The 25,881-nt window shown below is 63.6% G+C and carries 23 protein-coding genes, 1 tRNA gene and 1 pseudogene; 13 read left to right on the top strand and 12 right to left on the bottom strand.

The genetic code is table 11. The annotated features are described in order from the left end of the window. The first annotated feature begins 128 nt into the window (after positions 1-128). Positions 129-629 carry a peptide-methionine (R)-S-oxide reductase MsrB gene (msrB, locus tag AC0L18_RS28125; protein ID WP_473495102.1) on the top strand — a complete coding sequence of 167 codons (501 nt, stop codon included), beginning with the start codon at positions 129-131 and terminating at the stop codon, positions 627-629. A 40-nt stretch (positions 630-669) separates the two neighbouring features. Here msrB and AC0L18_RS28120 read toward each other — a convergent pair whose 3' ends face one another. Together AC0L18_RS28120 and AC0L18_RS28115 are read right to left on the bottom strand one after the other, a co-directional pair. Continuing rightward, positions 670-2,202 carry a DHA2 family efflux MFS transporter permease subunit gene (locus AC0L18_RS28120; RefSeq protein ID WP_236473624.1) on the bottom strand — a complete coding sequence of 511 codons (1,533 nt, stop codon included), beginning with the start codon at positions 2,200-2,202 and terminating at the stop codon, positions 670-672. Positions 2,203-2,284: 82 nt separating this feature from the next. Beyond that, positions 2,285-3,466 (bottom strand): HlyD family secretion protein, encoded by a 1,182-nt coding sequence (locus AC0L18_RS28115; protein ID WP_473495101.1) that lies wholly within the window; start codon positions 3,464-3,466, stop codon positions 2,285-2,287. A 140-nt stretch (positions 3,467-3,606) separates the two neighbouring features. On the opposite strand from AC0L18_RS28115, the gene AC0L18_RS28110 reads away from it, so the two are divergent. Beyond that, on the top strand, positions 3,607-4,326 hold the full coding sequence (locus tag AC0L18_RS28110; protein WP_091596422.1) for a TetR/AcrR family transcriptional regulator: 720 nt from the start codon (positions 3,607-3,609) through the stop codon (positions 4,324-4,326). A 99-nt stretch (positions 4,327-4,425) separates the two neighbouring features. Here the strand turns inward: AC0L18_RS28110 and yihA are convergent, their stop codons facing one another. The 5 genes from yihA to rpmH all read right to left on the bottom strand — a co-directional run bounded on the left by yihA (position 4,426) and on the right by rpmH (position 8,252). Further along, positions 4,426-5,085 (bottom strand): ribosome biogenesis GTP-binding protein YihA/YsxC, encoded by a 660-nt coding sequence (yihA, locus tag AC0L18_RS28105; protein WP_023801587.1) that lies wholly within the window; start codon positions 5,083-5,085, stop codon positions 4,426-4,428. Further along, complete coding sequence (locus AC0L18_RS28100) at positions 5,082-5,720, bottom strand: CatB-related O-acetyltransferase (RefSeq protein WP_473495100.1); 639 nt, start codon at positions 5,718-5,720, stop codon at positions 5,082-5,084. Before AC0L18_RS28100 ends, yihA begins: the two co-directional genes overlap by 4 nt. 190 nt (positions 5,721-5,910) lie before the next feature. Then, positions 5,911-7,734 (bottom strand): membrane protein insertase YidC, encoded by a 1,824-nt coding sequence (gene yidC, locus AC0L18_RS28095; protein ID WP_287220359.1) that lies wholly within the window; start codon positions 7,732-7,734, stop codon positions 5,911-5,913. A gap of 13 nt (positions 7,735-7,747) precedes the next feature. Continuing rightward, entirely contained in the window at positions 7,748-8,101 is a 354-nt protein-coding gene (gene rnpA / locus AC0L18_RS28090) for a ribonuclease P protein component (RefSeq protein WP_128175793.1), read from the bottom strand. Between the two features lie 16 nt (positions 8,102-8,117). Further along, positions 8,118-8,252, bottom strand: coding sequence for a 50S ribosomal protein L34 (gene rpmH / locus AC0L18_RS28085; protein WP_008833937.1), 135 nt, complete (start codon positions 8,250-8,252; stop codon positions 8,118-8,120). Positions 8,253-8,552: 300 nt separating this feature from the next. Here rpmH and AC0L18_RS28080 point away from each other — a divergent pair, with 300 nt between their 5' ends. After that, complete coding sequence (locus AC0L18_RS28080) at positions 8,553-10,040, top strand: ATP-binding protein (protein ID WP_091596434.1); 1,488 nt, start codon at positions 8,553-8,555, stop codon at positions 10,038-10,040. 150 nt (positions 10,041-10,190) lie between these two features. Beyond that, a tRNA-Arg gene (locus tag AC0L18_RS28075) sits at positions 10,191-10,267 on the top strand. A gap of 152 nt (positions 10,268-10,419) precedes the next feature. Here AC0L18_RS28075 and AC0L18_RS28070 read toward each other — a convergent pair. Further along, on the bottom strand, positions 10,420-11,667 hold the full coding sequence (locus tag AC0L18_RS28070; RefSeq protein WP_473495099.1) for an MFS transporter: 1,248 nt from the start codon (positions 11,665-11,667) through the stop codon (positions 10,420-10,422). Between the two features lie 193 nt (positions 11,668-11,860). Between AC0L18_RS28070 and AC0L18_RS28065 the strand changes: the two genes are divergently transcribed. The 4 genes from AC0L18_RS28065 (at position 11,861) to AC0L18_RS28050 (ending at position 15,646) form a co-directional block, all read left to right on the top strand. Then, positions 11,861-12,520: an ArsR/SmtB family transcription factor gene (locus AC0L18_RS28065; RefSeq protein WP_473495098.1), complete on the top strand. Its 660-nt coding sequence runs from the start codon at positions 11,861-11,863 to the stop codon at positions 12,518-12,520. Between the two features lie 98 nt (positions 12,521-12,618). Next, entirely contained in the window at positions 12,619-12,924 is a 306-nt protein-coding gene (locus AC0L18_RS28060; RefSeq protein WP_473495097.1) for an ArsR/SmtB family transcription factor, read from the top strand. Positions 12,925-12,927: 3 nt separating this feature from the next. Further along, a complete protein-coding gene (locus AC0L18_RS28055) occupies positions 12,928-13,413 on the top strand; it encodes an SRPBCC family protein (protein ID WP_473495096.1) in 486 nt (161 codons plus the stop codon). A 361-nt stretch (positions 13,414-13,774) separates the two neighbouring features. Continuing rightward, the gene (locus AC0L18_RS28050) at positions 13,775-15,646 is read left to right on the top strand and encodes an adenylate/guanylate cyclase domain-containing protein (RefSeq protein WP_473495095.1); all 1,872 of its coding nucleotides are present in this window, start codon (positions 13,775-13,777) and stop codon (positions 15,644-15,646) included. Between the two features lie 116 nt (positions 15,647-15,762). On the opposite strand, the gene AC0L18_RS28045 is transcribed toward AC0L18_RS28050, so the two are convergent. The 3 genes and pseudogenes from AC0L18_RS28045 to AC0L18_RS28035 all read right to left on the bottom strand — a co-directional run bounded on the left by AC0L18_RS28045 (position 15,763) and on the right by AC0L18_RS28035 (position 18,490). Beyond that, positions 15,763-17,016, bottom strand: a complete 1,254-nt coding sequence (locus AC0L18_RS28045; protein WP_473495094.1) for a DUF5996 family protein — start codon at positions 17,014-17,016, stop codon at positions 15,763-15,765. A 104-nt stretch (positions 17,017-17,120) separates the two neighbouring features. Continuing rightward, positions 17,121-17,297 (bottom strand): annotated as a pseudogene (locus AC0L18_RS28040) (pirin-like C-terminal cupin domain-containing protein); the annotation flags it as partial. Between the two features lie 299 nt (positions 17,298-17,596). Then, positions 17,597-18,490 (bottom strand): LysR family transcriptional regulator, encoded by an 894-nt coding sequence (locus AC0L18_RS28035; protein WP_473495093.1) that lies wholly within the window; start codon positions 18,488-18,490, stop codon positions 17,597-17,599. Positions 18,491-18,644: 154 nt separating this feature from the next. Here AC0L18_RS28035 and AC0L18_RS28030 point away from each other — a divergent pair, with 154 nt between their 5' ends. Beyond that, positions 18,645-19,295: a hydrolase gene (locus AC0L18_RS28030; RefSeq protein WP_473495092.1), complete on the top strand. Its 651-nt coding sequence runs from the start codon at positions 18,645-18,647 to the stop codon at positions 19,293-19,295. 710 nt (positions 19,296-20,005) lie between these two features. Here AC0L18_RS28030 and AC0L18_RS28025 read toward each other — a convergent pair. After that, positions 20,006-20,899, bottom strand: coding sequence for a LysR family transcriptional regulator (locus tag AC0L18_RS28025; RefSeq protein ID WP_473495091.1), 894 nt, complete (start codon positions 20,897-20,899; stop codon positions 20,006-20,008). 341 nt (positions 20,900-21,240) lie between these two features. Between AC0L18_RS28025 and AC0L18_RS28020 the strand changes: the two genes are divergently transcribed. The 4 genes from AC0L18_RS28020 to AC0L18_RS28005 all read left to right on the top strand — a co-directional run bounded on the left by AC0L18_RS28020 (position 21,241) and on the right by AC0L18_RS28005 (position 25,528). Continuing rightward, a complete protein-coding gene (locus AC0L18_RS28020) occupies positions 21,241-21,879 on the top strand; it encodes a (2Fe-2S)-binding protein (protein WP_027152089.1) in 639 nt (212 codons plus the stop codon). Positions 21,880-21,882: 3 nt separating this feature from the next. After that, the gene (locus tag AC0L18_RS28015; protein WP_473495090.1) at positions 21,883-22,881 is read left to right on the top strand and encodes an FAD binding domain-containing protein; all 999 of its coding nucleotides are present in this window, start codon (positions 21,883-21,885) and stop codon (positions 22,879-22,881) included. Further along, positions 22,878-24,995 (top strand): xanthine dehydrogenase family protein molybdopterin-binding subunit, encoded by a 2,118-nt coding sequence (locus AC0L18_RS28010; protein WP_473495089.1) that lies wholly within the window; start codon positions 22,878-22,880, stop codon positions 24,993-24,995. Before AC0L18_RS28015 ends, AC0L18_RS28010 begins: the two co-directional genes overlap by 4 nt. Before the next feature lie 137 nt (positions 24,996-25,132). Beyond that, complete coding sequence (locus AC0L18_RS28005; protein ID WP_473495088.1) at positions 25,133-25,528, top strand: (R)-mandelonitrile lyase; 396 nt, start codon at positions 25,133-25,135, stop codon at positions 25,526-25,528. Positions 25,529-25,881: the final 353 nt, after the last annotated feature.

Below are 25,881 nucleotides of genomic sequence, written 5' to 3'. Positions count from 1 at the left end.
CAAGCGTACACTCCGCACCGTCCGCTCCAGGCAGGTGCGGAGTGCCCGTTGTCGGGAGCTGGCCGTCACCGGCTTTTGGTTTCCATGTGACGGTCGAATTTGGCAAACGGACAGAAGGAGGAATGGTGATGATCCGGCGCGACTTTCTTTGGAGCGGTGCCGCTGTGGCATTGCTGGCAGGCACGGCGGCAGCGCTGCGCATCGGCCGGCCGCAGGATGCACACGCGGTCGAAACCTTCGAGGTCACCAAGACCGAGGCCGAGTGGCGCGCCATCCTGTCCGATGCGGCTTTCAATGTGCTGCGCAAGGAAGGCACCGAATATCCCGGCACCAGCCCGCTGCTCAACGAACATCGCAAGGGCATCTTCGCCTGCGCCGGCTGCGACCTGCCGCTCTATTCCTCCGAAACCAAGTTCGATTCCGGCACCGGCTGGCCGAGCTTCTGGCTGGAGATTCCCAACGCCGTCGGCATGACCGTGGACAGGTCGCTGGGCATGACCCGGACCGAGGTCCACTGCCGCCGTTGCGGCGGTCATCTCGGCCATGTCTTCGACGACGGCCCGCCGCCGACCGGCCTGCGTCATTGCATCAACGGCGTCGCCTTGACCTTCAAGCCGGCCACGGCCTGACCCACAGCGCCGCGTCCTTTGGACGCGCAAAGTTGCGCGGTCAGTGTCCGCCGCCTCCGCCCGCCGGCTCGGCCGGCTTGCGGATGACCATAGTGAAGATCGCCAGCGTCGCGAACAGCGCCGTCAACAGATAGAACACGTCCATGAAGGACAGCAGCGAAGCCTGCTGCTGGACCATGCCGGACAGTTTGGAGATCGCCGCCTTGGAGGCGTCGAGGCCGGCATTCTGCTGGAAGTCGAGCGTCATGTTCTGCAGCCTGGTCTGCGCCTCGGCGCTGCCCCATTGCACATGCTCGGCCAGCCTTGCGTAGTGGAAGGCGCTGCGATCGATCAGCACGGTGTTGATGACGGCAAGGCCTACGGCACCACCGAGATTGCGGGTGAGGTTGAACAGACCGGATGCATTCTTAAGCCGGTCAGGCGGCAGCGTTCCAAGCGCGATGTTGTTGATCGGCACCATGCACAGCATCATCGAGGCGCCGCGCAGGATCTGCGGCACCAAAAGCTCCCAGAAATCCCAGTCTGCAGTCAGATAGGTCATCCGCCAGGTGCCGGCAGCGAAGCCGAAGAAGCCGATCATCATCATCAGCCGCGGATCCATCTTGCGCGACAGGATGCCGGAAATCGGCGCTGTGACGAACATCGCCAGGCCGCTGACGAACAGCGCCTCGCCGATCATCAGGGAGTCGTAGCCGCGGATGCGCCCCAGATACACCGGATAGAGATAGGTCAGGCCGTAGAGGCCGATGCCGATGACGAAGGAGAACAGCGAGCCGAAAGCGAAGTTGACGTTGGCGAAGGCCTTCAGGTCGACGATCGGCTCCTCGGCAGTGAAGGCGCGCCAGAAGAACAGCACCGCGCCGGCCGTCATCAGGATGGCGCAGATGAACACGGCCTGGTCCTGAAGCCAGTCGTTGTTGGGACCTTCCTCGAGCACAAATTCCAGCGAGCCGAGGAAAGCCGCCATGCCGGCGAGGCCCCACCAGTCGAACTTGCGGAACAGGCTGAGATTGGGCTTGTCGAAGTCGATCAGCGACCATGCGGCTGCGGTCACCATGATACCGGGCACCACATTGATCAGGAACAGCCAGTGCCAGGACATGGCATGGCTGATATAGCCGCCGACAGTCGGGCCGATGGTCGGCGCCAGCGTCGCCACCAGGCCGATCATCGGCGACACCATGGCACGGCGCGACGGCGGGAAGATGGTGAAGGCGGCAGCGAACACGCTTGGGATCATGCCGCCGCCGATAAAACCCTGGACGGCGCGGTAGACGATCATCTGGTCGATGTTGGTGGCGGTCGCCGCCAGCGCGCTCGCGGCGGTGAAGCCGGCCGCGGAGACGGTGAACAGCACACGCGTCGACAGCATCCGGCTGAGAAAACCGGACAGCGGGATCATGATGACTTCGGCGATGAGATAGGCGGTCTGCACCCACGGAATTTCGTCGGAGCTGGCGCTCAAGCCGGCCTGAATCTCGGCCAGCGAGGCCGAAACGATCTGGATGTCGAGGATCGCCATGAACATGCCGAACACCATCGCCAGGAAGGCGATAATGCGGCGTGTGGGAATGGTATCAGGCGTAGCCGGCCTCGCCGGCGGCGATCCTGCTGTCGAGGTTGCGGTTGCCACGGCATTGCTCCCAAGCGGCCGCTCAGTTCGACGCCGAAGGTGCGGTGCGGCTGTCGACGGCGACGACGACGCTGAGGCCGGCGCGCAGCTTGCCTGTCTTCAGCACATCCGCCGGCACGTCGATGCGAACCGGGACGCGCTGCACGACCTTGGTGAAGTTGCCGGTGGCGTTTTCCGGCGGCAGCAGCGAGAACACCGCGCCGGATGCCGGCGCCAGCGACGAGACGGTCCCTTCGAAATCCTGGCCGTCGATCGCGTCGACCGAAATCCTGACCCTTTCACCAGGCACCAGCCGGGCAAGCTGGGTCTCCTTGAAATTGGCGACGATATAGAGCTTGTCCATCGGCACGATGACGGCGAGCTTCTGTCCGGGGCTGATCAGGTCGCCCTGCTCGACCGAGCGGTTGCCGACGACACCGTCATAGGGCGCGCGCAGCACGGTGAAGGACAGGTCGCGTGCGGCCTTGTCCCTGGCAAGCTGCAGCGACGCCAGCGTGCTTGCCGTCTCCGCGCGCTGCGCTTGGAGCACACCGATATTGGCCTCAGCCGCCGCGATCTGGGCGTCGGCACCGACAAGGGCGGCATTGGCTTGCTCGACCGCGGTCTGGGCATCGTCCAGTTTGGCCTGGGTGCCGACATGTGTCTTGAGCAATTGGGCGGCGCGCGCTTGGACACGCGCGGCATTGGCGGCGGCGGCCTGGTCGGCGGTCTTCTGCGCCTGCGCCTGCTCGAGCGAGGCGCGCGCCGCCTCGGTCTGGGCGTCGATACGATCGAGCGTCTTGCTCAAGGTGGCGATCTGCGCCTCGGCCTGGGCGACCGCTATTTTGTAGTCGCCATTGTCGACGACCAGCAGCGGGTCGCCGGCCTTGACCTGCTGGTTCTCGGTCACCTTGACCTGATCGACATAGCCGGAAATTTTCGGCGAAATGAACGCCATGTCGGCCTGGACATAGGCGTCGTCGGTGGAGATCATGAAACGCCCGTCGGTCCAGTAATCATAGCCATACCAGGCGCCTGCGCCCAGCAAGCCAAGCGCAAGGATCGGCAACAGAAAGGAGCGTGCCGAGCGTTTCTTTTTGGCCGGCGCCTCGGCCGGAGGGCTTGTTGCGGGTTCAGTCGGTGGGTTCGGCGCTTCGGTTGCCGGCGCAACCTTGGCGTTGGGGAAGGGACGGACTTCGGCGGTTGGGGTCGCGTTCGAGGACATGGCATCTCTCTTGGCATCGCTAGAAACCGGGCATCAGACTGAACCGTTCGGTTCGATGTTGACGTTGACTTAGCGCGGTGAGAGGCCCATATCAAGGATGATCGAACCGATCGGTTCGAATTTTTTCGAGGTGTGACGTTATGACCGAGCCCGACAAGGACCAGTGCGATCTGCTGGATGGCCTGCGTCGCGGCCGCCCGGCGGCGGGACAGGACCCGGTCAAGCGCAACCAGATCATCGAGGGCGCGCGTCGTGTCTTCATCGACAAGGGCTTCGAAGCGGCGTCGATGAACGACATCACCCGCGAGGCCGGCGTTTCCAAGGGCACGATCTATGTCTACTTCGCCAACAAGGAAGAGCTGTTCGAGGCGCTGATCGAGGAAGAGCGCGGCACGATCTTCAAGAATATGTACGATCTGCTCGACCGCGCCGACGATCTTCGCGAGACGCTGGTGAAGTTCGGCAAGGTGCTGTCCCTCAAGATCACCTCGGCCAAGGTCGTCCAGGCGCAGCGCACCGTGATCGGCGCGTCCGACAGGATGCCCGAACTTGGTGCGCGTTTTTACGAACGCGGCCCAAAACGCGGCCACGACAAGGTCGTTGCTTTTCTCAATGCCGCCATCGAGCGCGGCCTGCTCGAGATCGACGATGTCGATCTTGCCGCCTATCAGTTCACCGAACTGTGCCTGGCGGGTCTTTTCCGTCAGTGCATATTCGCCTACCGCACCAAAGCCCCGAGCCAGGATGAAATCGACCACATCGTCAGGTCGGGCGTCGGCATGTTCCTGAAGGCTTACGGCACCGAAAGGCTTGCCACGGAAGAAAGCACCCAGACGATCGCCCTGGAGGCAAAGTCCTAGAGCATTTTGCAGCCAAGTGGAATCACTTGGCGTCGCAGAAATGCGACTAAAAACAAATAGATAGAGCGGGATGCCAGTTCAATTTGAACGCATCCCGCTCTAGCCGCCATTGGCCGCCAGCACGATCGCCGCGCGCAATTCCTCGAGGCCCTCGTTTTTTTCCGACGACGTGGCGAGGACGAACGGAAACGCCGCCGGCCGCTTCTTGATCTTCTGCAGTGTCTCTTCGATCAATCGCGGCACGCCGGCCGCCTTGATCTTGTCGGTCTTGGTCAGCACGATCTGATAGGACACCGCCGCCTTGTCGAGCAGCGACAGCACTTCGTCGTCCTTGGCCTTGATGCCGTGGCGGGCGTCGATCAGCACGTAGACGCGCTTCAGGGTGACGCGGCCCTTGAGATAGTCGAAGACGAGTTTCGTCCAGTCGTCGACCTTTTCCTTGGGCGCAGTGGCGTAGCCGTAGCCCGGCATGTCGACCAGCGCCATCGGCGGCAGGTCGGCGCCTTCGCCGGAAAACCCGCCCGGAACGAAATAGTTGAGTTCCTGCGTCCGCCCTGGCGTATTGGACGTGCGCGCCAGTCCCTTCTGATTGACCAGCGCGTTGATCAGCGACGATTTGCCGACATTCGAGCGGCCGGCAAAGGCGATCTCCGGCGGTCCTTCCGGCGGCAGGAACTTCATCGCCGGCACGCCGCGGATGAATATCCACGGCCGCGTGAACAGCTCGATGCCGATCACGGACTTGTTCAACGCGTTCAAACGCCTGCCTCCAGAACAGAAATATCGGCGCCACGAATGGCATTGAGGTTGCGGCTGATCTTTTCCACCGGCCAATCCCACCACGCCGCCGCCAAAAGCCGCCGGATGGTCCTGTCGTCGAAACGCATCTTAACCACCTTGGCCGCATTGCCGGCGACGATCGCATAGGGCGCCACGTCATGCGTCACCACCGACTTTGCCGCAACGATAGCGCCATGGCCGATCGCCACGCCGGGCAGGATCGCCGCTTCCATGCCGATCCATACATCATTGCCGATCACTGTGTCGCCGCGCAATTCCTTCGACCAGGTCGCCGGATCGAAACCCTCTTCCCAGCCATGACCGAAGATGTTGAACGGATAGGTCGAAAAGCCGGACATGGCATGATTGGCGCCGTTCATGATGAAGCGCGCGCCCTCGGCGATGGCGCAGAACTTGCCGATGATCAGCCGGTCGCCGATGAATGGATAGTGATGAAGCACGCATCGCTCGGCGAATTTGTCCGGCCCGTCCGGATCGTCATAATAAGTGAAGTCGCCGATCTCGATGTTCGGCGCCGTGACCAGCCCCTTCAGGAAGCCGACGCGGCTATGCATCGGGATCGGGTGCTTGATGTTGGGGTTGGGTCCGATCATGGTCTGGCTCCATCGACGAAACAGCAGGTCAAATAGCGCGATCCGCCCGGCAGCACCGACCGCGTGCGCAGCGGATCATCCTTACCTGTTCATCGACGGGAACGCGCTCCTGAAACGACAGCGGAGCTTATAGGGCGCGGCGGCGTCTACCGCCGCGCCGGGCTTTCCTGGATTCGGCAGGCAGCGCCGTCTATTCCGCCGGCGACGGTTTCTTCCGGAACAGTGCGACCAGATTGTCCCACAATTCGATCTTGGCGCCCTGCCGCTTCATGATCACGCCTTGCTGGATGATCGAAAGCAGATTGTTCCAGGCCCAGTAGATGACGAGGCCGGCCGGAAAACCCGCCATCATGAACGTGAAGACCACCGGCATCCAGGTGAAGATCATGGCCTGCGTCGGGTCCGGCGGCGTCGGGTTCATGCGCATCTGCAGGAACATGGTCAGGCCCATGATCAGTGGCCAGACGCCGATCATCAACATATCCGGCAGCGCGATCGGGATGAGGCCGAACAGGTTGAAGATCGAGGTCGGATCGGGCGCCGCCAGATCCTGAATCCAGCCGAAGAACGGTGCGTGCCGCATCTCGATGGTGATGTAGAGCACCTTGTAGAGCGCAAAGAAGACCGGGATCTGCAGCGCCACCGGCCAGCAGCCGGCGAGCGGATTGATCTTCTCGGTCTTGTAGAGCTCCATCATCGCCTGTTGCTGCTTCATCTTGTCGTCCGCGTATTTCTCGCGGATCTCGAGCATCTTGGGCTGCACCTTCTTCATGTTCGCCATCGACGCGTAGGACTTGTTGGCGAGCGGATAGAAGGCGGCTTTGACGACGACGGTGGTGGCCAGGATGGCCAGGCCGAAATTGCCGAAGAATTTGTACATCGTGTCGATCAGATAGAACATCGGCTTGGTGATCCAGATGAACCATCCCCAGTCGATCAAGCGGTCGAACAGCCTGATGTTGCGGTCTTCGGCATAGGCGTTGACCTTGGCCACTTCCTTGGCGCCGGCGAAGATTTCGCTCTCAACCGTCGCCGACTGGCCGGCATCGACGGTGATCGGGTCGGTCAGGAAGTCGGCCTGGTAGCGCGGTCGGCCGTCCTCGAAATAGGCGTAACGCGGCTGGAACTGCTGCTTCTCGGTCGGCACCAGCGTCACCGCCCAGTATTTGTCGGTTATGCCCAGCCAGCCATCGGTCGACTTGCTCGGCGTGAACTGCTTGTCCTCCTCGATCGACGAATATGTGTGTTCCTGCAGGCCTTCCGTGCCGGTGACGCCGATCAGCCCCTCATGCAGCACATAGATGCTGGCAACGGCAGGCTTGTCGAAGCGGGTGACACGGCCGTAATTCGACAGGGTAACGGCGGCCGACCCCGAATTCTGCACCGTGTCCGACACGGTGAACATGTAGTCGCCGTCGACGGAGAAGGTGCGCTTGAAGGTCAGGCCCTTGTCGTTGGTGAAAGTCAGCGTGACCGGGGTCGCCGGGGTCAGCGTCGCATTGCCGTCGACGGTCCACACGGTTTCCGGGCCCGGCACCGTGCCGGTCTTGTCGCTGCCGATAAAGCCGATCTCGGCATAGTAGCCCGTAGGCAGCGCCGCCGGGTTGAGCAGTTCGATCTCGGGCGAGTTCTTGTCGACCGTCAGCCTGTAGTGCTTGAGCTTCAGGTCGTCGAGACGGGCGCCGGCGAGATTGATCGAGCCCTCCAGGCTCGGCGTGTCGATCCTGACGCGCTTCGTCGACGCCAGCGCCTGCTCGCGGCTGGCCAGCGTCGTGCCGTCGGTTCCCGGTGCATTGGGTGCATTAGGAATGGCGCCTTGCTGCGGCACCGGCGTTTCGCTGCCGCCCGGACTGGCGGCTTCGGCCGCCTTCTTCTGCTCCGCAATCCGCTGCTCTTCGATACGGGCTGCCTCGCGTTGCGCCTCGCTGTGCGGCAGCACGTAAAAATACTGCCAAAGCGACAGGATCAGCACCGACAGCGCGATGGTGATGAAGAAGTTCCGGTTGTTTTCCATCGAAAGCCTTGGCCTATCGTGTTCCGCGCAGTCGGCGTGAGAGTTCGGCCTTCAACTGACCGAACGGAATGGCAAGCACATCTTCGCGCCCGACGATGACATAGTCATTGCCTGGCTTCATGTCATCCGCGGCATGCGTACGCACGGCTTCTCTCAGCCGCCGCCGGATGCGGTTGCGGACGACTGCGTTGCCGACCTTCTTGGTGACCGTGTAGCCGACGCGAGGCGCCGCTGCGTCGCTGCGGTCGAGAACCTCGACGAGAAAAAGCCGCCCGCGGCGCTTTTCGCCACGCCGGACGGCCAGGAATTCCGCGCGCTTCAGAAGCCGCTTGGGATGTGCTCCCACTGGCTTGCCGGTTGCGGGCAACGATCTCGTCTTCCGTTCAGGCGCTGAGCCGCTTGCGGCCGCGGTTGCGGCGGGCTGCGACGACGCCACGACCACCCTTGGTGGCCATGCGGGCACGAAAACCATGCCGGCGTTTGCGGACGAGTTTGGACGGTTGGTAGGTACGCTTCATTTGTTTTAATACCGCGGGGTGCGGCCCTTCTTGATTCTGTCACTCTGTAACAGGAGCTTTGCCCGGCCGGCTTTGGCGCGATCGAAACCGCGCCGGGACGAATGGCCCGAGCGTGAGCGGGCTTATAGAAAGAAGGGTTTTGGAAGTCAATCCGGCCTCGACATTCCGGCGCCGCGGGCCAACGGCTGGCGTGTGGCCGAGGTCTGGGCGGTCTTATCCCTGATTGGGACGAAGGATGAAATTGGCAAAAAAGCCGCAATGGCCTAATCTTGGCCGATCAAGTGATCGTGAAAAAGCAGCATGAGTGAAATCCCATCCGCGGACGAAAGCACCGATCGGGCGACCGCAGCCGCCCGCAGGGTGCCGTTGTCGCGTGGATTGTCGACAAAGCTCCTGCTGCTCACCATCGTCTTCGTGCTCCTGGCCGAGGTCCTCATCTTTCTGCCCTGGATCGCCAGCTACCGGCTGAGCTGGCTGAAAGAGAGGCTGAGCACTGCTGCGGCCGTCTCGATCGTGCTGGTGCAGGGAGAGCCCGCCTCGCTGTCGCGCGCTGCCCAGAACGATGTGCTGATGGCGATCGGCGCCAAGGCGATCGCCGTGCGCGACGGCGGTGTCTCGCGGCTTCTGGTGGTGGCTGAGATGCCGCCGCACGTCGACGAGCATATCGACATTGCCAATGTCGGCCTGATCGAGGGCATGACCGGCGCCTTGGACACGCTGTTGTTCGGCGGCGAGCGGATGCTGCGCGTTTTCGGGCCGGTCGGCGACAGCGACAAGGAATTCGAGCTGATCATGCCCGACTACAGCCTGCGCAATGCCATGCTCATCTATTCGCGCAACGTCGCCTTCGTCTCGCTGCTGATCTCGCTGTTCACCGCCATGCTGGTCTATGCCGCCATAGACCTGATCATGATCGGCCCGATACGGACGATGACGCGCTCGATGCTGGCCTTCTCCGAGGCTCCCGACGACCCCGGGCGGATCATCCGCCCTGCTGCCCGCGCCGACGAAATCGGCGTTGCCGAGCGCGAGCTCTCGCAGATGCAGGAGCGGCTGCAAAAGATGCTCTCCGAGCAGAAGCATCTCGCCGACCTTGGCCTCGCCGTGTCGAAGATCAACCATGACATGCGCAATATCCTGGCGTCGGCGCAGCTGATGTCGGACCGTCTGCGCCAGGTCAAGGACCCGACCGTGCAGGCCTTCGCGCCAAAACTGCTGCGCGCGCTCGATCGTGCCGTATCCTATTCGGAAGGTGTGCTTGCCTATGGCCGCACCCAGGAGCCGCCGCCCTCGCGCCGCAGGCTCAGGCTGCGCCAGCTGGTCGATGACGTCCACGGCCTGCTCGACACCGAAGGCGGCATCGAATTCGTCAATGCCGTCGATCTGGCTTTCGAGGTCGATGCCGATTCCGATCAGCTTTTTCGCGTGCTCACCAATCTTTGCCGCAATGCCGTCCAGGCGATGGCGGCGGACGCGGAAAGCGCGGTGGTGCGTCGGTTGTCGGTGTCGGCCGAGCGCGTCGGCAGCGTCAGCCGCATCACCGTCACCGACACCGGCCCCGGGCTGCCGCCGAAGGCGCGCGAGAATTTGTTTGCGGCGTTCCGCGGCTCGGCCCGCAGCGGTGGCACCGGCCTTGGCCTGGCAATCGCCTATGAACTGATCCGCGCCCATGGCGGCACGGTGGAGCTTGTCGAAAGCAGAGGCGGCCGCACCACATTCGCGGTCACCATTCCCGACCAGCCGGTCCGGCTCGACCAGGCCCGCAACGGCCTGCGCCGTCCCGCCTGATCCTCGCCCGCCCGATCCTCGTCAAGGCACAACAGCAAAACTTTTGCCGGATCGGCTTGCTTTTCGGAAATTCAGTCGCTAGGGAACACGTCACATCGCGGCCGGTCGTCAAGGATCGGATCGCGGGCCATGCAAAGCATGGCCTGTTGCGCGCCCGTAGCTCAGCTGGATAGAGCACCAGACTACGAATCTGGGGGTCAGGAGTTCGAATCTCTTCGGGCGCGCCAATAATCTCAATCAGTTAGCGGCGCGACACCGTTTCAAATCGGTTTTTGAAACGGTTTGAACGGCCGGATGCTTTTTCGTGTGATTTCGCGCGAGTGGCAGCGTCAGGAACCCGACGCTGGCGCGGCGGAGGCGGACGCATCCGAGGCGACGTTCAACTGCTTCGTCCGGCATGACCTTCGCGCATCATGAAAGCGACCACGGTACCGGATAGGAAAGTGAGGGCAGCGATCGAGGCAATCGCCCACGCCAGGCCGAAGAAGTCGGCGATCAGTCCCGCCGACAGCGCACCGATCGCGTAGCCGAGATCGCGCCAGAAGCGGTAGGCGCTGAGTGAGCGGGCGCGCCATGAAGGATGCGACGCATCTGATACCGCGGCGATCAGGCTCGGATAGACCATCGCGGTGCCAAGTCCTAGCAGGAGGCTCCCCACCAGCCACCAGCCGAAATTCGCGCTCAGCGCCGTGAGAAAGAGCCCCGCCGCCTGCACCCACATGCCGGCGACGATCAGGCCCTTGCGGCCCCAGCGGTCGCTGAGCGGTCCCGTCACGACCTGCAGCACGCCCCAGGTGACGGGATAGACGGCCTTCAGAATGCCGATGCGTTCCACACCGAGCCCGCCGGCTGCGAAGAAGAGCGGAAAGATGCCCCAGCTCATGCCGTCATTGAGGTTGTTCACCAGCCCGGCCTGCGAAGCGGCAAAGAGGTTGCGATCCCGAAAGGAGGTCAACGCAAAGACCTCGCGGAAGGAAAGGGGTGATGCCTCGCGCGGATGGTTCGCCAGTTCCGCACGCACATGATCGCGCGTGTCGCGCACGAGCAGGATCGAGAGCACCGTGCCCAAAACTGCGTAGCCGACGCCGAGATAGATGGGGATTGGTCGCAGACCGTAGCGGCTGGCGAGATAGCCGGTGAGAAAGGCGGTGATCCCGACTGCGAGGTAACCGGCAAACTCGTTGAGCCCTAGGGCGAGGCCACGCCCCTTCGGGCCGACAAGGTCGACCTTCACGATGACGGTCATCGACCAGGCGAAGCCCTGGCTGATGCCAAGCAGCGCGTTGGCGGCGATGACCCAGTTCCAGTCTGGCGCCCAAATGATCATGAAGGGCACCGGCAGGCCGAACAGCCAGCCGAGAACCAGCACGCGCTTGCGCCCCCATTTGTCGGCGAACTGTCCGGAGACAAGGTTGGCCAGCGCCTTGACGACGCCGAAGCTGACGATGAAGGAGACGACCAGCGTGGTCGAGGCGAGCCCGAATTCCTCTGAGCCGATCAACGGCACGACGGTGCGTTCGATGCCGACCATGCCGCCGACGAATGCATTGATAAGCACAAGCAGCGCGAACTGCCGCCAGTTGGCCTTGAGACCGAGGCTCACTGCTGGCGCCGCGATCGTTGTCATGCGGCACCGGCATTGATGGCTCGGGTGCGTGCGGCCATCACTACATCTATCCCGTTCGGCAGCCGTCAGAGCCGGAGCCAAGGCTGCTAAGGGATAGAAGGGGCTTCTCGGCCACGGACTTGTCTCCTCGGGGGCCGTGTGATACGTATCATTCAATAATTATGTTGAATGAACTAGCGTGGCTGCTACCCTGATGTCAATCCGCAATCCGAAGCAGGCACTTTACCAGCAGTTCGCGGTTGTCGCGAAGGCTCTGGGCAATCCGCAGAGGCTGGAACTGATCGAGCAACTCGCGCAGGGTCCGCGCAGCGTGGAAGCCTTGGCCGCCAAGTTTGCGCGTCCGGTGGCGAATGTCTCGCAGCATCTCCAGGCGATGCGCCGCGCCGGACTCGTGACGTCAGAGCGCGATGGCAAGTTCGTCAACTACCGGCTCGCAGATGAAAGCGTACTTGCCGCCTTCGCCTCCATTCGAGTCGTTGCCGAGCGGCATTCGGCCGAGGTCGAACGCATCGTGAGGGGCTATTTCGACCGGCGCGACGATATGGAGCCCGTGTCCCGGGAAGAACTGGCCGCGCGAATGAAAGACGGGCTCGTTACAGTCATCGACGTCCGACCGCCCGATGAGTTTGCGCTCGGACATCTGCCCGGCGCGATCAACGTCCCCCTCGGCCAACTGGAACAGCGGTTGTCCGACCTCGCGGCGAAGCCCGAGATTGTCGCCTACTGCCGCGGTCCGTGGTGCGTGATGTCATTCGAGGCGGTCGCATTGCTGCGTGAGCACGGCTTCCGCGCACGCCGCATGGAAGATGGCCTGCCCGAGTGGCGTGACGCGGGCTTAGCTGTCGAGGCTTGATCGACTTCAACTTCAAAGTCCCCCTCACTCAGTCCTTTTTGCCGTAGCAAGGTTGACACATCACGTTAGTCCGTGCTAACGCGTTAGTGGTGACTAACGTGAACAACAACAGCTGGACCGCCCTGGGCGACCCCACCAGGCGCACGATCTTCGAACTCTTGGTCGAGCATCCGCGTTCGGTTACCGAGTTGGCGCGTGCCCTGCCGGTGAGCCGGTCGGCGGTCTCGCAGCATCTGAAGGTGTTGAAAGAGGCAGGGCTCGTGGCTGCCACGCCGGACGGCAAGCACCGCATCTACCGCGTCGAACCCGACGGGCTGGCGGCGCTTCGCACAGAGCTCGACCGGTTCTGGATGAAGACGCTCGCTGCCTTCAAGCAAGCTGTCGAACAACCGCGAAAGGAGTGAAAAATGAACACGCAAGCAGCAGACACCTTGGTAAGGCACTCGATCGTGGTCGAGGCGCCGATCGAGCGCGCCTTCGAGGTCTTCACGGAGGATTTTGGCAAGTTCAAACCCAGGGAGCACAATCTGCTCGCCGTGCCGATTGCCGAGACCGTGTTCGAGCCGCGCGTCGGCGGCCATATTTATGATCGCGGCGTCGACGGCAGCGAGTGCCGCTGGGCGCGCGTGCTGGCTTGTGAGCCGCCGCACCGTGTGCTGCTCAGTTGGGACATCAGCCCGCAATGGCGGTTGGAGACCGATCCGAACAAGGCCAGCGAGTGGGAAGTCCGCTTCACTGCCGAGACGGCTAATCGGACCCGCCTGGATCTCGAGCATCGCAAACTGGAGCGCCACGGCGCCGGCTGGGAAAGCGTGCGCGATGGTGTCGCCGCCGATCAAGGCTGGCCGCTCTACCTGCAGCGATACGCCGACCTGTTCGGGCGTCGGGCCTGACGGCCACATCCGCAAGCATCAGACCGAATCCGGCCTCGCGGCCTGCAATCCCGTAAGCTCAGGAGTTATTCGCGGTGGCGACACTGCCGCGGATAACGTCCCTTGCCTACCCGGCGCCCGACAAGCGTAGGCGCAATAATTGCCTGACCAGCATGCCCAACGCCGCTTCGGATGCGGGGACGGCTCCGCGCGAAGCGGATGATGGCTGACGAAGGTCAGAACGGTATAGGCTAAAATGGTCACGCATTTGTGAGCTGTATGATAAGCCTATTCGGGATTATGGGTCTAATCTTGAAGCGTGCGTCGTCTTAAGTGTCACTAGTAATAGTCCCTGCAGGGCCGCCGCTCAGGAATAATGCTGATGGAACGCAAGCTCGCGGCAATCATGGCCGCCGATATCGTCGGCTACAGCCTGCTGATGGCTGAAAACGAGGCTTCCACCTACACGAAGCTGCGCGCTGTTTTTGATGAGCTCATTGACCCGACCACTGCCCGCCATGGCGGGCGCATCGTCAAGACGGCGGGAGACGGCTTTCTCGCCATGTTTCCAAGCGTCAACGAAGCGGTTGATGCGGCGCTGGCCATACAGGAAGGCTTCGACAAGGGCCCGTTCGAGCTGCGCATCGGCATCAATCTTGGCGATGTCATCGAAGATGACGGCGACGTATACGGCGACGGCGTCAATGTGGCCGCCCGTCTTGAGGCCATGTGCGATCCGGGGCAGATATTCGTCAGCGGCGCCGTGGTGATGGCGGCCGACCGCAACAGCGCGGACAGGTTCGTCCGCATCGGCCGCAGGCGGGCCAAGAACATTCCCGAACTTCTCAACGTCTACCGCGTAAGGCGCGCGGGCTCTGCGTGGTCGCCATGGCGGCACGTGCCGCAGGTGCTGCGCAGCACCGCCGCCCGCTGGTCTTATGGCGTAGCCGCCATAGCCCTCATCCTCATCGGCACCCAAATCCAGCCGCTCCCCCTGGCAGCCATGGTCAGCCGCATCCCGGGGGTCTTGTCGATGGACCAGAGCCGCTCAGACCCCCGGCCGTCAGTGGCGGTCATGCCTTTTGCCGCGATGAGCGGCAGCGGCGAGCAATCGTATTTCGCGGACGGACTGGCCGAGGATGTGACGACAGCCCTTGCCCGCAATTCAGAGCTGCAGGTCATCGCGCGCGATTCCACCTACGCCGTGCACGGGCAGGGTACGGACGTGCGCAAGCTCGGGGCGAAGCTCGGCGTTGATTATGTGGTTGAAGGCAGCGCCCGCCGTGAAGGCGACCAGCTTCGCGTGTCGGCGCAGCTGATCGACGTAAAGACAGGCGCGCATCTGTGGTCGCGCAGTTTTGACCGGCAGGTCGCCGACGTGTTCACCGTCCAGAGCGAGCTGACCACCGAAATCGTCGCGCAGATCGCGCCCTATATCGGCAGGAGCGAGGCGGCGGCGGCAGCGGAACGCCCGACCGACAACCTGCAGGCCTATGACCTCGTGCTGCAGGCCCGCAACCGCTACCGGCACGGCGGCGATGACCCGCAGGACATTCTGGAGGCGCGGGGCCTCTACCAGCGCGCCCTTGAAATGGACCCGTCCTATGCGGCCGCCCGCGCGGGCCTCGCGCTGACCTTTATCGCCAGCGTGGCGCAGAGCGGTGACGGCCGGGAAAACGCGCCGGAACTCCATCTTGGGCTTAGCGAAGCTCGGCAGGCGGTCCGTCTCGACCCCAATCTTGGCCTTGGCTATCAGGTCATCAGCTTCGGGCTTGCCCTGCAGGGCGACTATTCAGGCGGCTTGCAGGCCGCACGGCGCGCTGTGGAGCTCAACCCTAACGATCCCGACAGCATGATGGCGCTTGCAAAGGCGCAGGTTCGCTTCGGGGAATATGATGATGCCGTCGCCAACGCAGAGCGGGCCCGCCGCCTTCATCCTATGGCGCCCGAGTACTACGCCTATGTGCACGGGCAGGCGCTCTACGCGGCTGACCGCCGCGATGAGGCTTCCGCCGTCATAGAAGAGTGCCTGATCCGGGCGCCGCGTGATGCAAACTGCCTTCTGATTCAGGCCGCTTTGCAGAGCGGGGGCGGCGACATCGAGGCAGCCCAGCAGACGATGGCAAAGCTGGTCGAGGCGCATCCGGCATTCTCGCTGGAAGCAGAGCGCGCTTACCGCCGGTTCGGTGACAGGCCGCTGATGGAAGAGTTCCTGCAGGACCTCGCAAAGGCCAAGGCTCCTGAATCCGCCTGACAGTTTTTACAGAGCGACTTCAATCATATAGCGGTGCCCAGTTTCATCCATTTGGGCGCGCCAATTTTTGCCATTCCACGCCGATACGTTGGCGGGTGGAGGAAGTTACGAGCAGCCTATGACCGACGCAGCACGTCCTGCCATTCGAGATGACGGTCGATCTGCGCTTTTGCGAACGGACAAAGCGGAATGATGGCGACCCCTTCGCGCCGGGCATCCTCGACCGCCTGGCGTACCAGTCGCTCGCCGACCTTGCGCCCGCGCAACGCCGCTGGAACTTCGGTATGGTCGATGATGATCAACCCTTCGCCGGCCCGGCTATAGGTCATCTCAGCTTCGATGCCGTCGACGAGCATCCGGTAGCGTCCCTTCGATGCGGTATCCTCCCGCTCGACCTTTTCGACGGTCAAGGGAGAGGCAGGGCCCGGCTGCTCGGCGTCATGCGGCCGCGCCTGACCCCGCCGCCCCGGCATGCAGTCCAGTAGGTCGCGGTCCCATCTTCCGAGATCGGCCGCAGCGTCGTAGGTCGAGACGAGAAACTCCATAAGCGCCGCGTCGGGATTTGCAGCCGACTGAACGGCATCGTACGGCAGGATGAATTCCGATAGGCCCTCATGCCAAAACGCGCCCTCGGGCCGCACCGAGGCGCCCCGGAAGCCACTCGGCGCCGGATAGGCGTAGGCGTAGAAGGCGGGATAATCGATGCCGCCACCGCCGGGCCAGAAACCTGCTGAGCAGACCTCGCGGTCGTAGGCTTCCTGTGCCACATCGTTGGGCAATGAAGGAATGCCGCCGGGGTGGAGAGGCGCGCGCCGCCCTGAAAAGCGGGTGACGGCCAGGTCAAAACTGCCCCAGAACAGGTGAACGGGACTGGACTTGCCAAGAAAGGAGGTCCGGAACCGATTGAATACCCTGTCGACCGCCACCGATGCGTGATGGAAGCGCTGAACTGCTTCCCGGTCATAGGGCCGGTCGCGATGATCTTCGGTGAACGGCACGGGATTGGGCACCTCGTTCGGATTGCCGTTAAAGGTCGGCGTGCCTCCAAGTTCGGAAATCAACTGCACGAAATTCGCGTGGAACGCCGCGACTGTGGATGGCCCGAGCGCAAACGATGCCATGCGACCATTGCCGCATGCGCCGACAACCATGTGGTTCCGAAGGTCGAAGAGGATCTCGATGCCCGGGCCGTCGGGGATAGGCGAGGAGGTCAGGCCGAGCGGCGTGACATAGAAGGTCGCGTTCCAGGAATGGTTGAGCCACGGGGTATGAGCAAGGCGATATTTCCCGGCGATCTGCAAATAGAGATGCAGGGCCGAACACGTCTCGCGCCAGCCGAGGTAATCCAGGTGGGGCCACTTGTTGCTCATTGTGCTTTCTCCATTCAGAAACATATCCGGCACGCGACGCGTCATCTCGTCTGAACCGCCCGGGTCCGTGCACCCAGGCGACCTCGTTCTAGCGCCGGTCATTCTTAGCGCCGGTCAGTCCGGTACGGAATGTGCTCATCTCGGTCATCGATCGGGAGATCGAAACATCCCTTGCCCCCAGCCCTCGGCGCGCCATTCGGCCTTCGCTTCTTCGATGCGGTCCTTCGAGGAGGCGACGAGTTCCACCAGATATAGCGCGGTCCGCTGAGCGTTGCGCCGCCGCCCGGTTCGATTGCTGGGTTCCAACTCATGCGCGTCATCCTCACTTAGGCCGTCCAGACAGCCTCGCCCTTGCCGATGCGAATGCCCGATTTCGACTAATCCGAACCGCGAGCGGGAAGAGCGCTTTCGGCCGACAAATGCCTAAACTGGCGAGCGACCGTCTGCCCAACTAGTCCTGTGATACGTCTAGCTGTGTCGCAGCAAGTGGAACGTGCGGGCGATGTCGCCGAACGCGACGGCTCGCAGTAGTGCGACCGTCGAACACGGTTCCTTGACAATGCTTTGAACCGTTCGCGTTCTAACGATCAACTCCCCAAAGATCCGGGTTCTGTTTGAAATACTCGATCAGCAACTCGGTGAGCACCCGCACTTTCCGCGTGGGATGCTGACCCGGCGGGCGGACGACATATGCGGCCCCCGGAGGTACCGGATAGCGTGTCATGATCGGGACCAGCGCGCCGGAGGCCACATATTCATGCGTGATGCAATCGGGGAGCCAGGCGATGCCGAGACCTGCCACTGCGGCGGCGGCAAGCGCCGTGGCGCTGTCAGCCTTGAACCTGCCCTGCGGCTGGACCGTAACAATCTTGTCGCCATCCATGAACTGCCAGGCTTCTGTTCCCTGCATGAGGGCCTGATGGGTGACGAGTTCGTCCGGAGACTCGGGTGACCCGTGCGCCTTGATGTAATCCGGGCTCGCGACAAGCTTTCCATGGATCGGCCCGACGCGCTTCGCGACCAGGTTGGAGTCGTGAAGGTAGGCGCCCCGGATCGCGCAATCGAAACCCTCTGCGATGAGATCGACGAAGCGATCGCTGTAGGAAGTATGGATGTGAAGTTTCGGGTGCAGACGCGCCATTTCCGCGAGCACGGGGGCGAAGTGGGTCGCGCCGAAAGTAAGCGGCATGGCAACCCTCAGGCGGCCGCGCAGCTCACCGGTCGGGAGAATCGTTTCCCTGGCCGTGTCGATCTCGGCGCTCGCCCGGGCCGCATGATCCCTGAAAGTGGTTCCCGCTTCGGTGAGCGCGGCGCCGCGGGTCGTTCGTGCAAGCAGCTGGACGCCAAGCTCTGCTTCTATCCGGAAGAGTCGCCGACTGACGATCGATTTGGAGACGCCGAGCCGGCGCGCTGCGGCCGATACGCCCCTTGCATCGGCCACTGCGACAAATGTCTGTAGATCTTCGATGTCCAATCGACGTTCCTCATTTCGCGACACGGCTTGCCTGACTATTGCACTACCCCATCACCCAAAGGAACAGCAAATTGCGCCAAGGCAACGTCGCCCGCCGGCGCATGTCTCCGCGTGAACCCATTGCCGCCCACAACGGCAGAGAAAGGAAGTCTTGATGACCCCCCGTAACGGCCTTGATTCGCTTCTTCGTCCCGAAGACTCGGTACTCGTTCTGATCGACCACCAGCCTTACCAGCTCACGAACCTGAACAGCCACGACCCGCATATGGCGGTCAACAATGCTGCGGGTCTGGCGAAGGCTGCCAAGGCATTTAGCGTACCGACCATCCTCACGAGCGTGCTCGCTGACCGAGGCGGGCTCATCTTTCCGCAGATCACCGACGTCTTCCCTGGCCAGGAGGTGATCGACCGGATGCTTATCAACACCTGGGAAGACCAGAAGGTCGTCGACGCGGTCAAGAAGACCGGCCGCAAGCAGTTGATCATCGCCGGTCTGTTCACGGAGATCTGCGTCGCGATGCCGGCGATCCAGGCTGCCGGCGAAGGATGGGACGTCACGGTCATCACGGACGCCTGCGGCGGCGTGTCGGTTGAAGCCCATGAGGTGGCGATCCAGCGCATGATCGCGGCCGGCTGCAACATGATGACGTGGATGGCGCTCGCGTGCGAATGGCAGCGCGACTACACGAGGGCCGAGACCCTGCCTGCATTGATCGAGCTCCTCAAGGATCACATGGCCGGCAGCGGCATGGCGTACCTGTGGGAGCAGCAGCTGCTCAACACGCCGGTGCCGAGCGAAGGCTGATCCGGGCCGGGATGGCGAGCATTTCGGTGAGCGTCGGGATCGATCCGTTTGCCGGCCCTCGCCATCCTCGTCCTGCAGAGAAGCCCCTGCAATGTCGCGAACAGTTTCCGATTCACGCAAATGCCGCACCCGCTTGCCCCGGCTGGCCCGAAATCATCGTGGCCTCGCCTGCCTCTCCGTTGTGGCGATAGGCGGGGACGTCGGCCTGGTTCGACCGGGCATGGACCCGGTTCCGCTCGGCCTCATCCTAGCTGCGCTGTCAGGCGTTGGCGGCATGGCCGGGTTTTTGGCGGCTTTTCCCGCAGCCGTCATCTCTGACGCTGGGGATTAGCCACAGGCCATCATGCATTCGTCATCCTAGGGCGAAGCAAAGAGCGCAGCGACGCGGCGAAGACCCTGGGATCCATGCCGCTACCTCGGAGCGTTGCTGCGGTGCAGAACCTTTGATCGCCGACGGACAGCGCCCCCCTCTGTCCTGCCGGACATCTCCCCCACTTGGGGGGAGATCGGCAGCTTCGCGGACAGCGTCCCTTCTGCAAGGTTTGTGGTTGGCGAAAATCATTGATGAAGGCCAATCTCCCTCCTTGTGGGGAGATGTCCGGCAGGACAGAGGGGGCGCAAAGGATCGCTACAGGGCGCTTTTATTCTGGGCCGCCGCATTCCTCGGCGGATGTCACGGCCCCATTGGATCTCAACAGGACTGCATTGCCTCAACCCGAGAAGCGGAGCGCATCGACGAGCAGGGCGAAAGCCGGCGACGCTTGGCGACGGCTTGGATAGTAGAGGTGGTATCCCGGCCAGGGCGGGGACCACTCCTTAAGCACCCGCATCAGGCGGCCGCTTTCCAGATGACGCTCCGCGACATCCTCCGGCACATAGGCGAGGCCGAAACCAGCCAGCGCCGCCTCGAGAATCTCGAGGGTGCCATTGAGGACGATCTGGCCGTCCACCCGCACCTTCAGCTCGCGACCATCGCGCTCGAAATCCCAGGCCCAAAGCCCGCCATTGATGGAAAAGCGCTGGTTGATGCAAACGTGGTCGGTCAGCTCCTGCGGCGTCGTTGGCGGCGGCCGCCTGGCGAAATACGACTGCGTCCCGACGACGGCGAAGCGGATGTCCGGTCCGACGCGCACCGCGATCATGTCTTTTGCAACACGCTCTCCCATTCGCACGCCCGCGTCGAACCGTTCGGCAGCAATATCCGTCAGTGCGTTGTCGAGGAAGACCTCGACGGTGACTTCGGGATAGTCCGGTAGGAGCTTCGCCAGCTTCGGCCAGATGACGGCGTTGAACGCGTGATCGCTTGCCGTGAGCCGAATGGTGCCGGCGGGCTTCTCCCGCAATTCGCTCAACGCCTCGACCTCGGCCTCGATCTCCTCAAAGCGCGGGCCGATATTGCGCAGCAGCCGCTCGCCGGCCTCTGTAGGTGAAACGCTGCGGGTCGTTCTCGTCAGCAGCCGAATGCCCAGCCGCTCTTCCAGATCGCGGACCGTGTGGCTGAGCGTGGACTGCGAAATTCCGAGCTGCGCAGCGGCGCGCGTGAAGCTGCCCTCCCGCGCAACCGCCAGAAACGCCAGAAGCATATCGGTTCGTCCGCGCTGCATTTATGGCTCCGCCCCATAAGTTTGTGCGGATTATACGGACTAATCGAGCGAACTGCACACACTCAATCGATCGCGATTGCCGACAGCCCCCGCAAATTTCCCGAACGGCGGCGCGAACCCGGCTGGGCAAACACGATGAAGGAAGAACCGGCGGCAGTTCATTCGCACCGCTGCCATTCATGGCCCCGACCGATAGGTCCTATCGGGGAGCGGGCGCTAATCAAGGCGCCTCAAGCGCCCTAAGCTTTTAGCGTCGCACACGCACCCAGCGTGTCTTCGGGCCGGGGCCATCCATATCTTGGGCCGCGAATTGGCGGATCATCACGAAAGCGACAATCGACATGTCTGATAGCCAAAGAACTTCGACAGCCAGTTCGGACATAACGCGCCGGGAGCTCATGCAAGCGGCTGCTGTGACTGGCGGTGCTCTTTTAGGAGAACAATTCGTGCCCGGAGCTATATCTCCGGCGCTGGCCCAGGCTGCCGGCGCCGCGACGGCGCCGCTCGATGTGTCGCTGCGCATCAACGGGACGGAGCACCGGCTTTCGCTCGACCCGCGCACGACGCTGCTGGATGCGCTGCGCGAGCACCTGCATCTGACGGGCTCGAAGAAGGGCTGCGGCCTCGGCCAATGCGGCGCCTGCACGGTGTTGATGGATGGCATGCGCGTGAAGGCGTGCCTCTCGCTCGCCGCGCTCGCTCAGGGCCGCGAAATCAAAACCATCGAAGGATTGGCGCAGGGCGATGAGCTCCACCCGTTGCAGGCGTCCTTCATCGAGCGCGATGCCTTCCAGTGCGGCTATTGCACGTCGGGGCAGATCATGGCCGGCGTCGCCTGCATCAGCGAAGGCCATGCCGGGTCGCCACAGGAGATCCGCGAATGGATGAGCGGCAATCTGTGCCGTTGCGGCGCCTACGACCATATCGTCGCGGCCATCCAGGACGCGGCTGCCGTGTCCAACTCGACGCAGGAGGGCTGAGCCATGCATCCCTTTGTGCTCGAACGTCCGCGCGACCTTTCCGCTGTCCTCGCCCTCGGCGCCCAGGCCGGCCGCAATGATGCGCCGGTCGAATACATCGCCGGCGGCACCGACATGGTGCAGCTTCTGCAGGAGAATGTCCGCCGACCGGATCGGCTTGTGAGCCTCGCGGGAGTTCTCGACGACGGCATCGAGATCGGTCCGCAAGGCCTGAGGCTTGGCGCCGCCGCCACGATGGCGGAGGTGGCCGCCCATCAAGCTGTGGTCGAGCAGTTCCCTCTGATATCCCAGGCGCTGCTGAATTCGGCGAGCCCGCAGGTCCGCAACCAGGCGACCATGGGCGGCAATCTGCTTCAGCGCACGCGCTGTCCCTACTTTCGCGATGTCGGCTACGAGGCATGCAACAAGCGCGTGCCTGGCTCCGGCTGCGCCGCCCTGGACGGCGAGAACCGCTGGCACGCAGTGCTCGGCACGAGCGACAACTGTATCGCCGTTCACCCGTCGGACCAAGCGGTTGCCCTGGTGGCGCTCGATGCGTCGGTCGAGCTCCGAGGAACTGGCGGTGACCGTTCCGTGCCGCTCTCCGATCTCCATCGCCTTCCCCGCGATACGCCGCACCTCGAAACCGTTTTGGAACCGGGCGAAGTGATCACCGCGATCACGGTCCCGGCGAGGGCGGCAGGACTGCGGTCTCACTATCTCAAGGTACGCGATCGCGCCTCCTTCGAGTTCGCCGTGGTCTCGGCCGCGGTCGCAATCGAGACGGACGGCGCTCGCATCCGGCAGGCCCGCGTAGCGCTCGGCGGCGTTGGAACGAAACCCTGGCGCCTGCCGAACGTCGAGACCGCTCTCGAGGGCGCCGACTTCGAGCCAGCGGTGCTCCGCCAGGCGGCGGCGCTCGCAGCAGACGGCACACGGGGTCGCGGCGACAACGGTTTCAAGATCGAACTCATGCAGCGCGCCATCGTGCGTGCGGTCGAAATCGCGGGAGCACGCGCATGACTGCTGCCTTGATCGGAAAATCCGTCAGCCGCGTCGATGGCCGCCTGAAAGTTACCGGCGCCGCGACCTATGCCGCCGAGTTCGAGGTACCCAACCTCGTCCATGCCGCCGTCGTCAGGAGCATTGTCGCGAACGGCCGCATTGCATCCATCGACACGGCGGAGGCCGAACGGGCGCCCGGCGTAATCGCGGTTGTGACGCACAGCAACGCGCCCAGGCTCGCCTACCAGCCGCATAAGGGCCTCCCCGACGCAGCCGTTGGCGAGCGCCTGCATGTGCTGCAGGACGACCGAGTGACTCACCAGGGCCAGCCGATCGCGCTGGTGGTCGCCGAGACGCTTGAACAGGCGGTTTACGCGGCGGAGGTCGTGCGGATCACCTACCGGAATGAAGCGGCGGCCACCGACATGGAAAGCGTCGATCCAGTTCTGCCTACCGGGAAACCGGCGGAGTGGGAGATACGGCGAGGCCGACCCGACAGCGCCTTCGAACAAGCGGAATTCCGGGTCGACCAGACCTATGTGATCCCGCGCGAGAACCACAATCCGATAGAGATGTTCGCCACCATTGCCTCATGGCAGGGCGGCAGCCTGACCCTGTGGGACAAGACACAGTGGGTGCACAACGTCGCCGAGGAGATCGCCGCCGTGTTCGGCATCGCTGCCGAGAACGTGCGTGTCATCTCGCCCTTCGTCGGCGGCGCGTTTGGTTCGGCGCTGCGCTGCTGGCCGCATGTCACGCTCGCCGCGCTGGGCGCCCGTGTAGCCGGACGGCCAGTCAAGCTGGTGCTGTCGCGGCGCGAAATGTATTACGGCGTCGGCTTCCGTCCTCACACGGTGCAGCGGGCCGCGCTTGGCGCCTCCCGTGACGGCCAGCTCCAGGCCATCCGGCACGAGGGCCACCAGGAGACCTCGACCTACGAGGAGTTCACCGAGGCGCTGCTCAGCGCGACCCGGTTCCTGCACTCCTGCCCGAACGTCCACACGCGCCATCGCATCGCGCCGATGAACGTCCACACGCCGACCTACATGCGCGCGCCCGGTGAGGCGAGCGGCATGTATGCCCTGGAATCGGCCATGGACGAGTTGGCGGTCGCGCTGAACATGGATCCCGTCGAACTGCGGTTGCGCAACGAGCCGGACCGGGACGAATTTAGGGATCTCCCGTTCTCGAGCCGATCGACGAAAGAGTGCTACCGGGCCGCCGCCGAGCGTTTCGGGTGGGCACAAAGGAACGCCGCGCCGCGCTCCATGCGCGACGGGCGCTCGCTGATTGGCTGGGGCATGGCCAGCGCCACCTATCCGATGAACTATGCACCCGCCTCGGCCATGGCCCGGCTCTTGCCGGACGGCACTGCCGACGTGATGAGCGCAGCAAGCGACATGGGACCCGGCACATGGACATCGATGACGCAGGTCGCGGCGGACACGCTGGGCCTGCCGATCGAGCGGGTCAAGTTCACGCTTGGCGACACCCGCCTGCCGCGCGCCCCTATCCACGGCGGTTCCATGACCATGGCGAGCGTCGGCAGTGCGGTGCAGGCGGCTTGCCGCAAGGCGCGCGACGACGCGCTGGGACGCGCCGGCGCCAACGATCTCGAAGAGGCCATGGAGCGTCTCGGCCAAGTCATCGAGGCAACGGCCGACGTCGCTCCCGGAGATGAGACGAAGCGGTTTTCCATGCACGCCTTTGGCGCCGTGTTCGTGGAGGTGGCCGTCGATCCCGATCTCGGCGAGACGCGCGTGCGGCGCATGGTCGGCGCCTATGGCGCCGGCCGCGTCGTCAACCCGAAGATCGCCCGCAGCCAGTGCATCGGCGGGATGATCGGCGGCATCGGCATGGCCCTCATGGAGCACTCGATTGTCGACCCCCGCAACGGGCGCGTCACCAATGCCAATCTCGCCGAATACGCCGTGCCGGTGCACGCCGACGCGCCGCCTGTCATGGACGTGATCTTCGTCGATGAGCACGACCCGCACGTGAACCCGCTCGGCGTGAAGGGCCTCGGCGAGATCGCGCTGGTCGGCGTCGCGCCGGCGATCGCCAATGCCATTTTCCACGCTACCGGAAAGCGCATCCGCGAACTGCCGATCACGCCGGACAAGCTGCTCTGATCCACCTCGTCGAAAACGAAGGGGCTTGAGACATGATCATCACCCGCAGAGACGTCCTTGCCGCGACAAGTGCTTTCGCCGCTGTCGCTGCAGCAGGCCAGGTTGGCGCAGCCTCTGTTCAAGGAAGGAATGAGACAATGAAGATCACCCGAGTTGGATCACAGCCGTCCGGCCCCGGGCCGGCCGATTCCTTTACTGGCGCCGTGCACATCGATGCGCTCTTCCAGGCGCCCGAGCCGGCGCGCGTTGGTGGCGCCAGCGTCACGTTCGAGCCTGGCGCCCGCACCGCGTGGCACACGCACCCACTCGGCCAGACGCTGATCATCACGGCCGGTCTCGGCCGGGTCCAGCGCGAAGGCGCGCCAGTCGAAGAGATCCGACCAGGTGACGTCGTCTGGATTCCGCCTGGCGTGAAGCATTGGCACGGCGCGTCTGCGACCACGGCGATGACGCATCTCGCTATCCAGGAATCGCTTGATGGCAAGCCGGTCGAATGGCTGGAGAAAGTCAGCGACGAACAATACCGCAGCTGAACGTCAGCGGCACTCGGCGTCTCGCGCGTTGCGGGGTCTCGCTGCTCCGAAATCCTATGGGGCACGCTGCCGACTCGGCACCGATCGCGGCTGCGCATGCGCTTTTCCTTCTCCCCTTGTGGGAGAAGGTGGCCTCGCCCACGGGTCTTGCCTCCGGCAAGCCCGAGGACAGGCTCCGCGAGGTCGGATGAGGGGTGTTCCAGCTTGGCACCGACGCACTCCGTCCAGCACCCCTCTTCCGTCTCGGCGCTGCGCGCCGATCCACCTTCTCCCACAAGGGGAGAAGGAAAGAGATACCATCATATCAGCGATGGTCGGGCGCAACCTGCTTGCCTCTTCCCAGGAAGAGCGTT

The organism is Mesorhizobium sp. WSM4819 (genome assembly GCF_055811215.1).
This window is presented reverse-complemented; position numbering and strand designations above follow the sequence as displayed.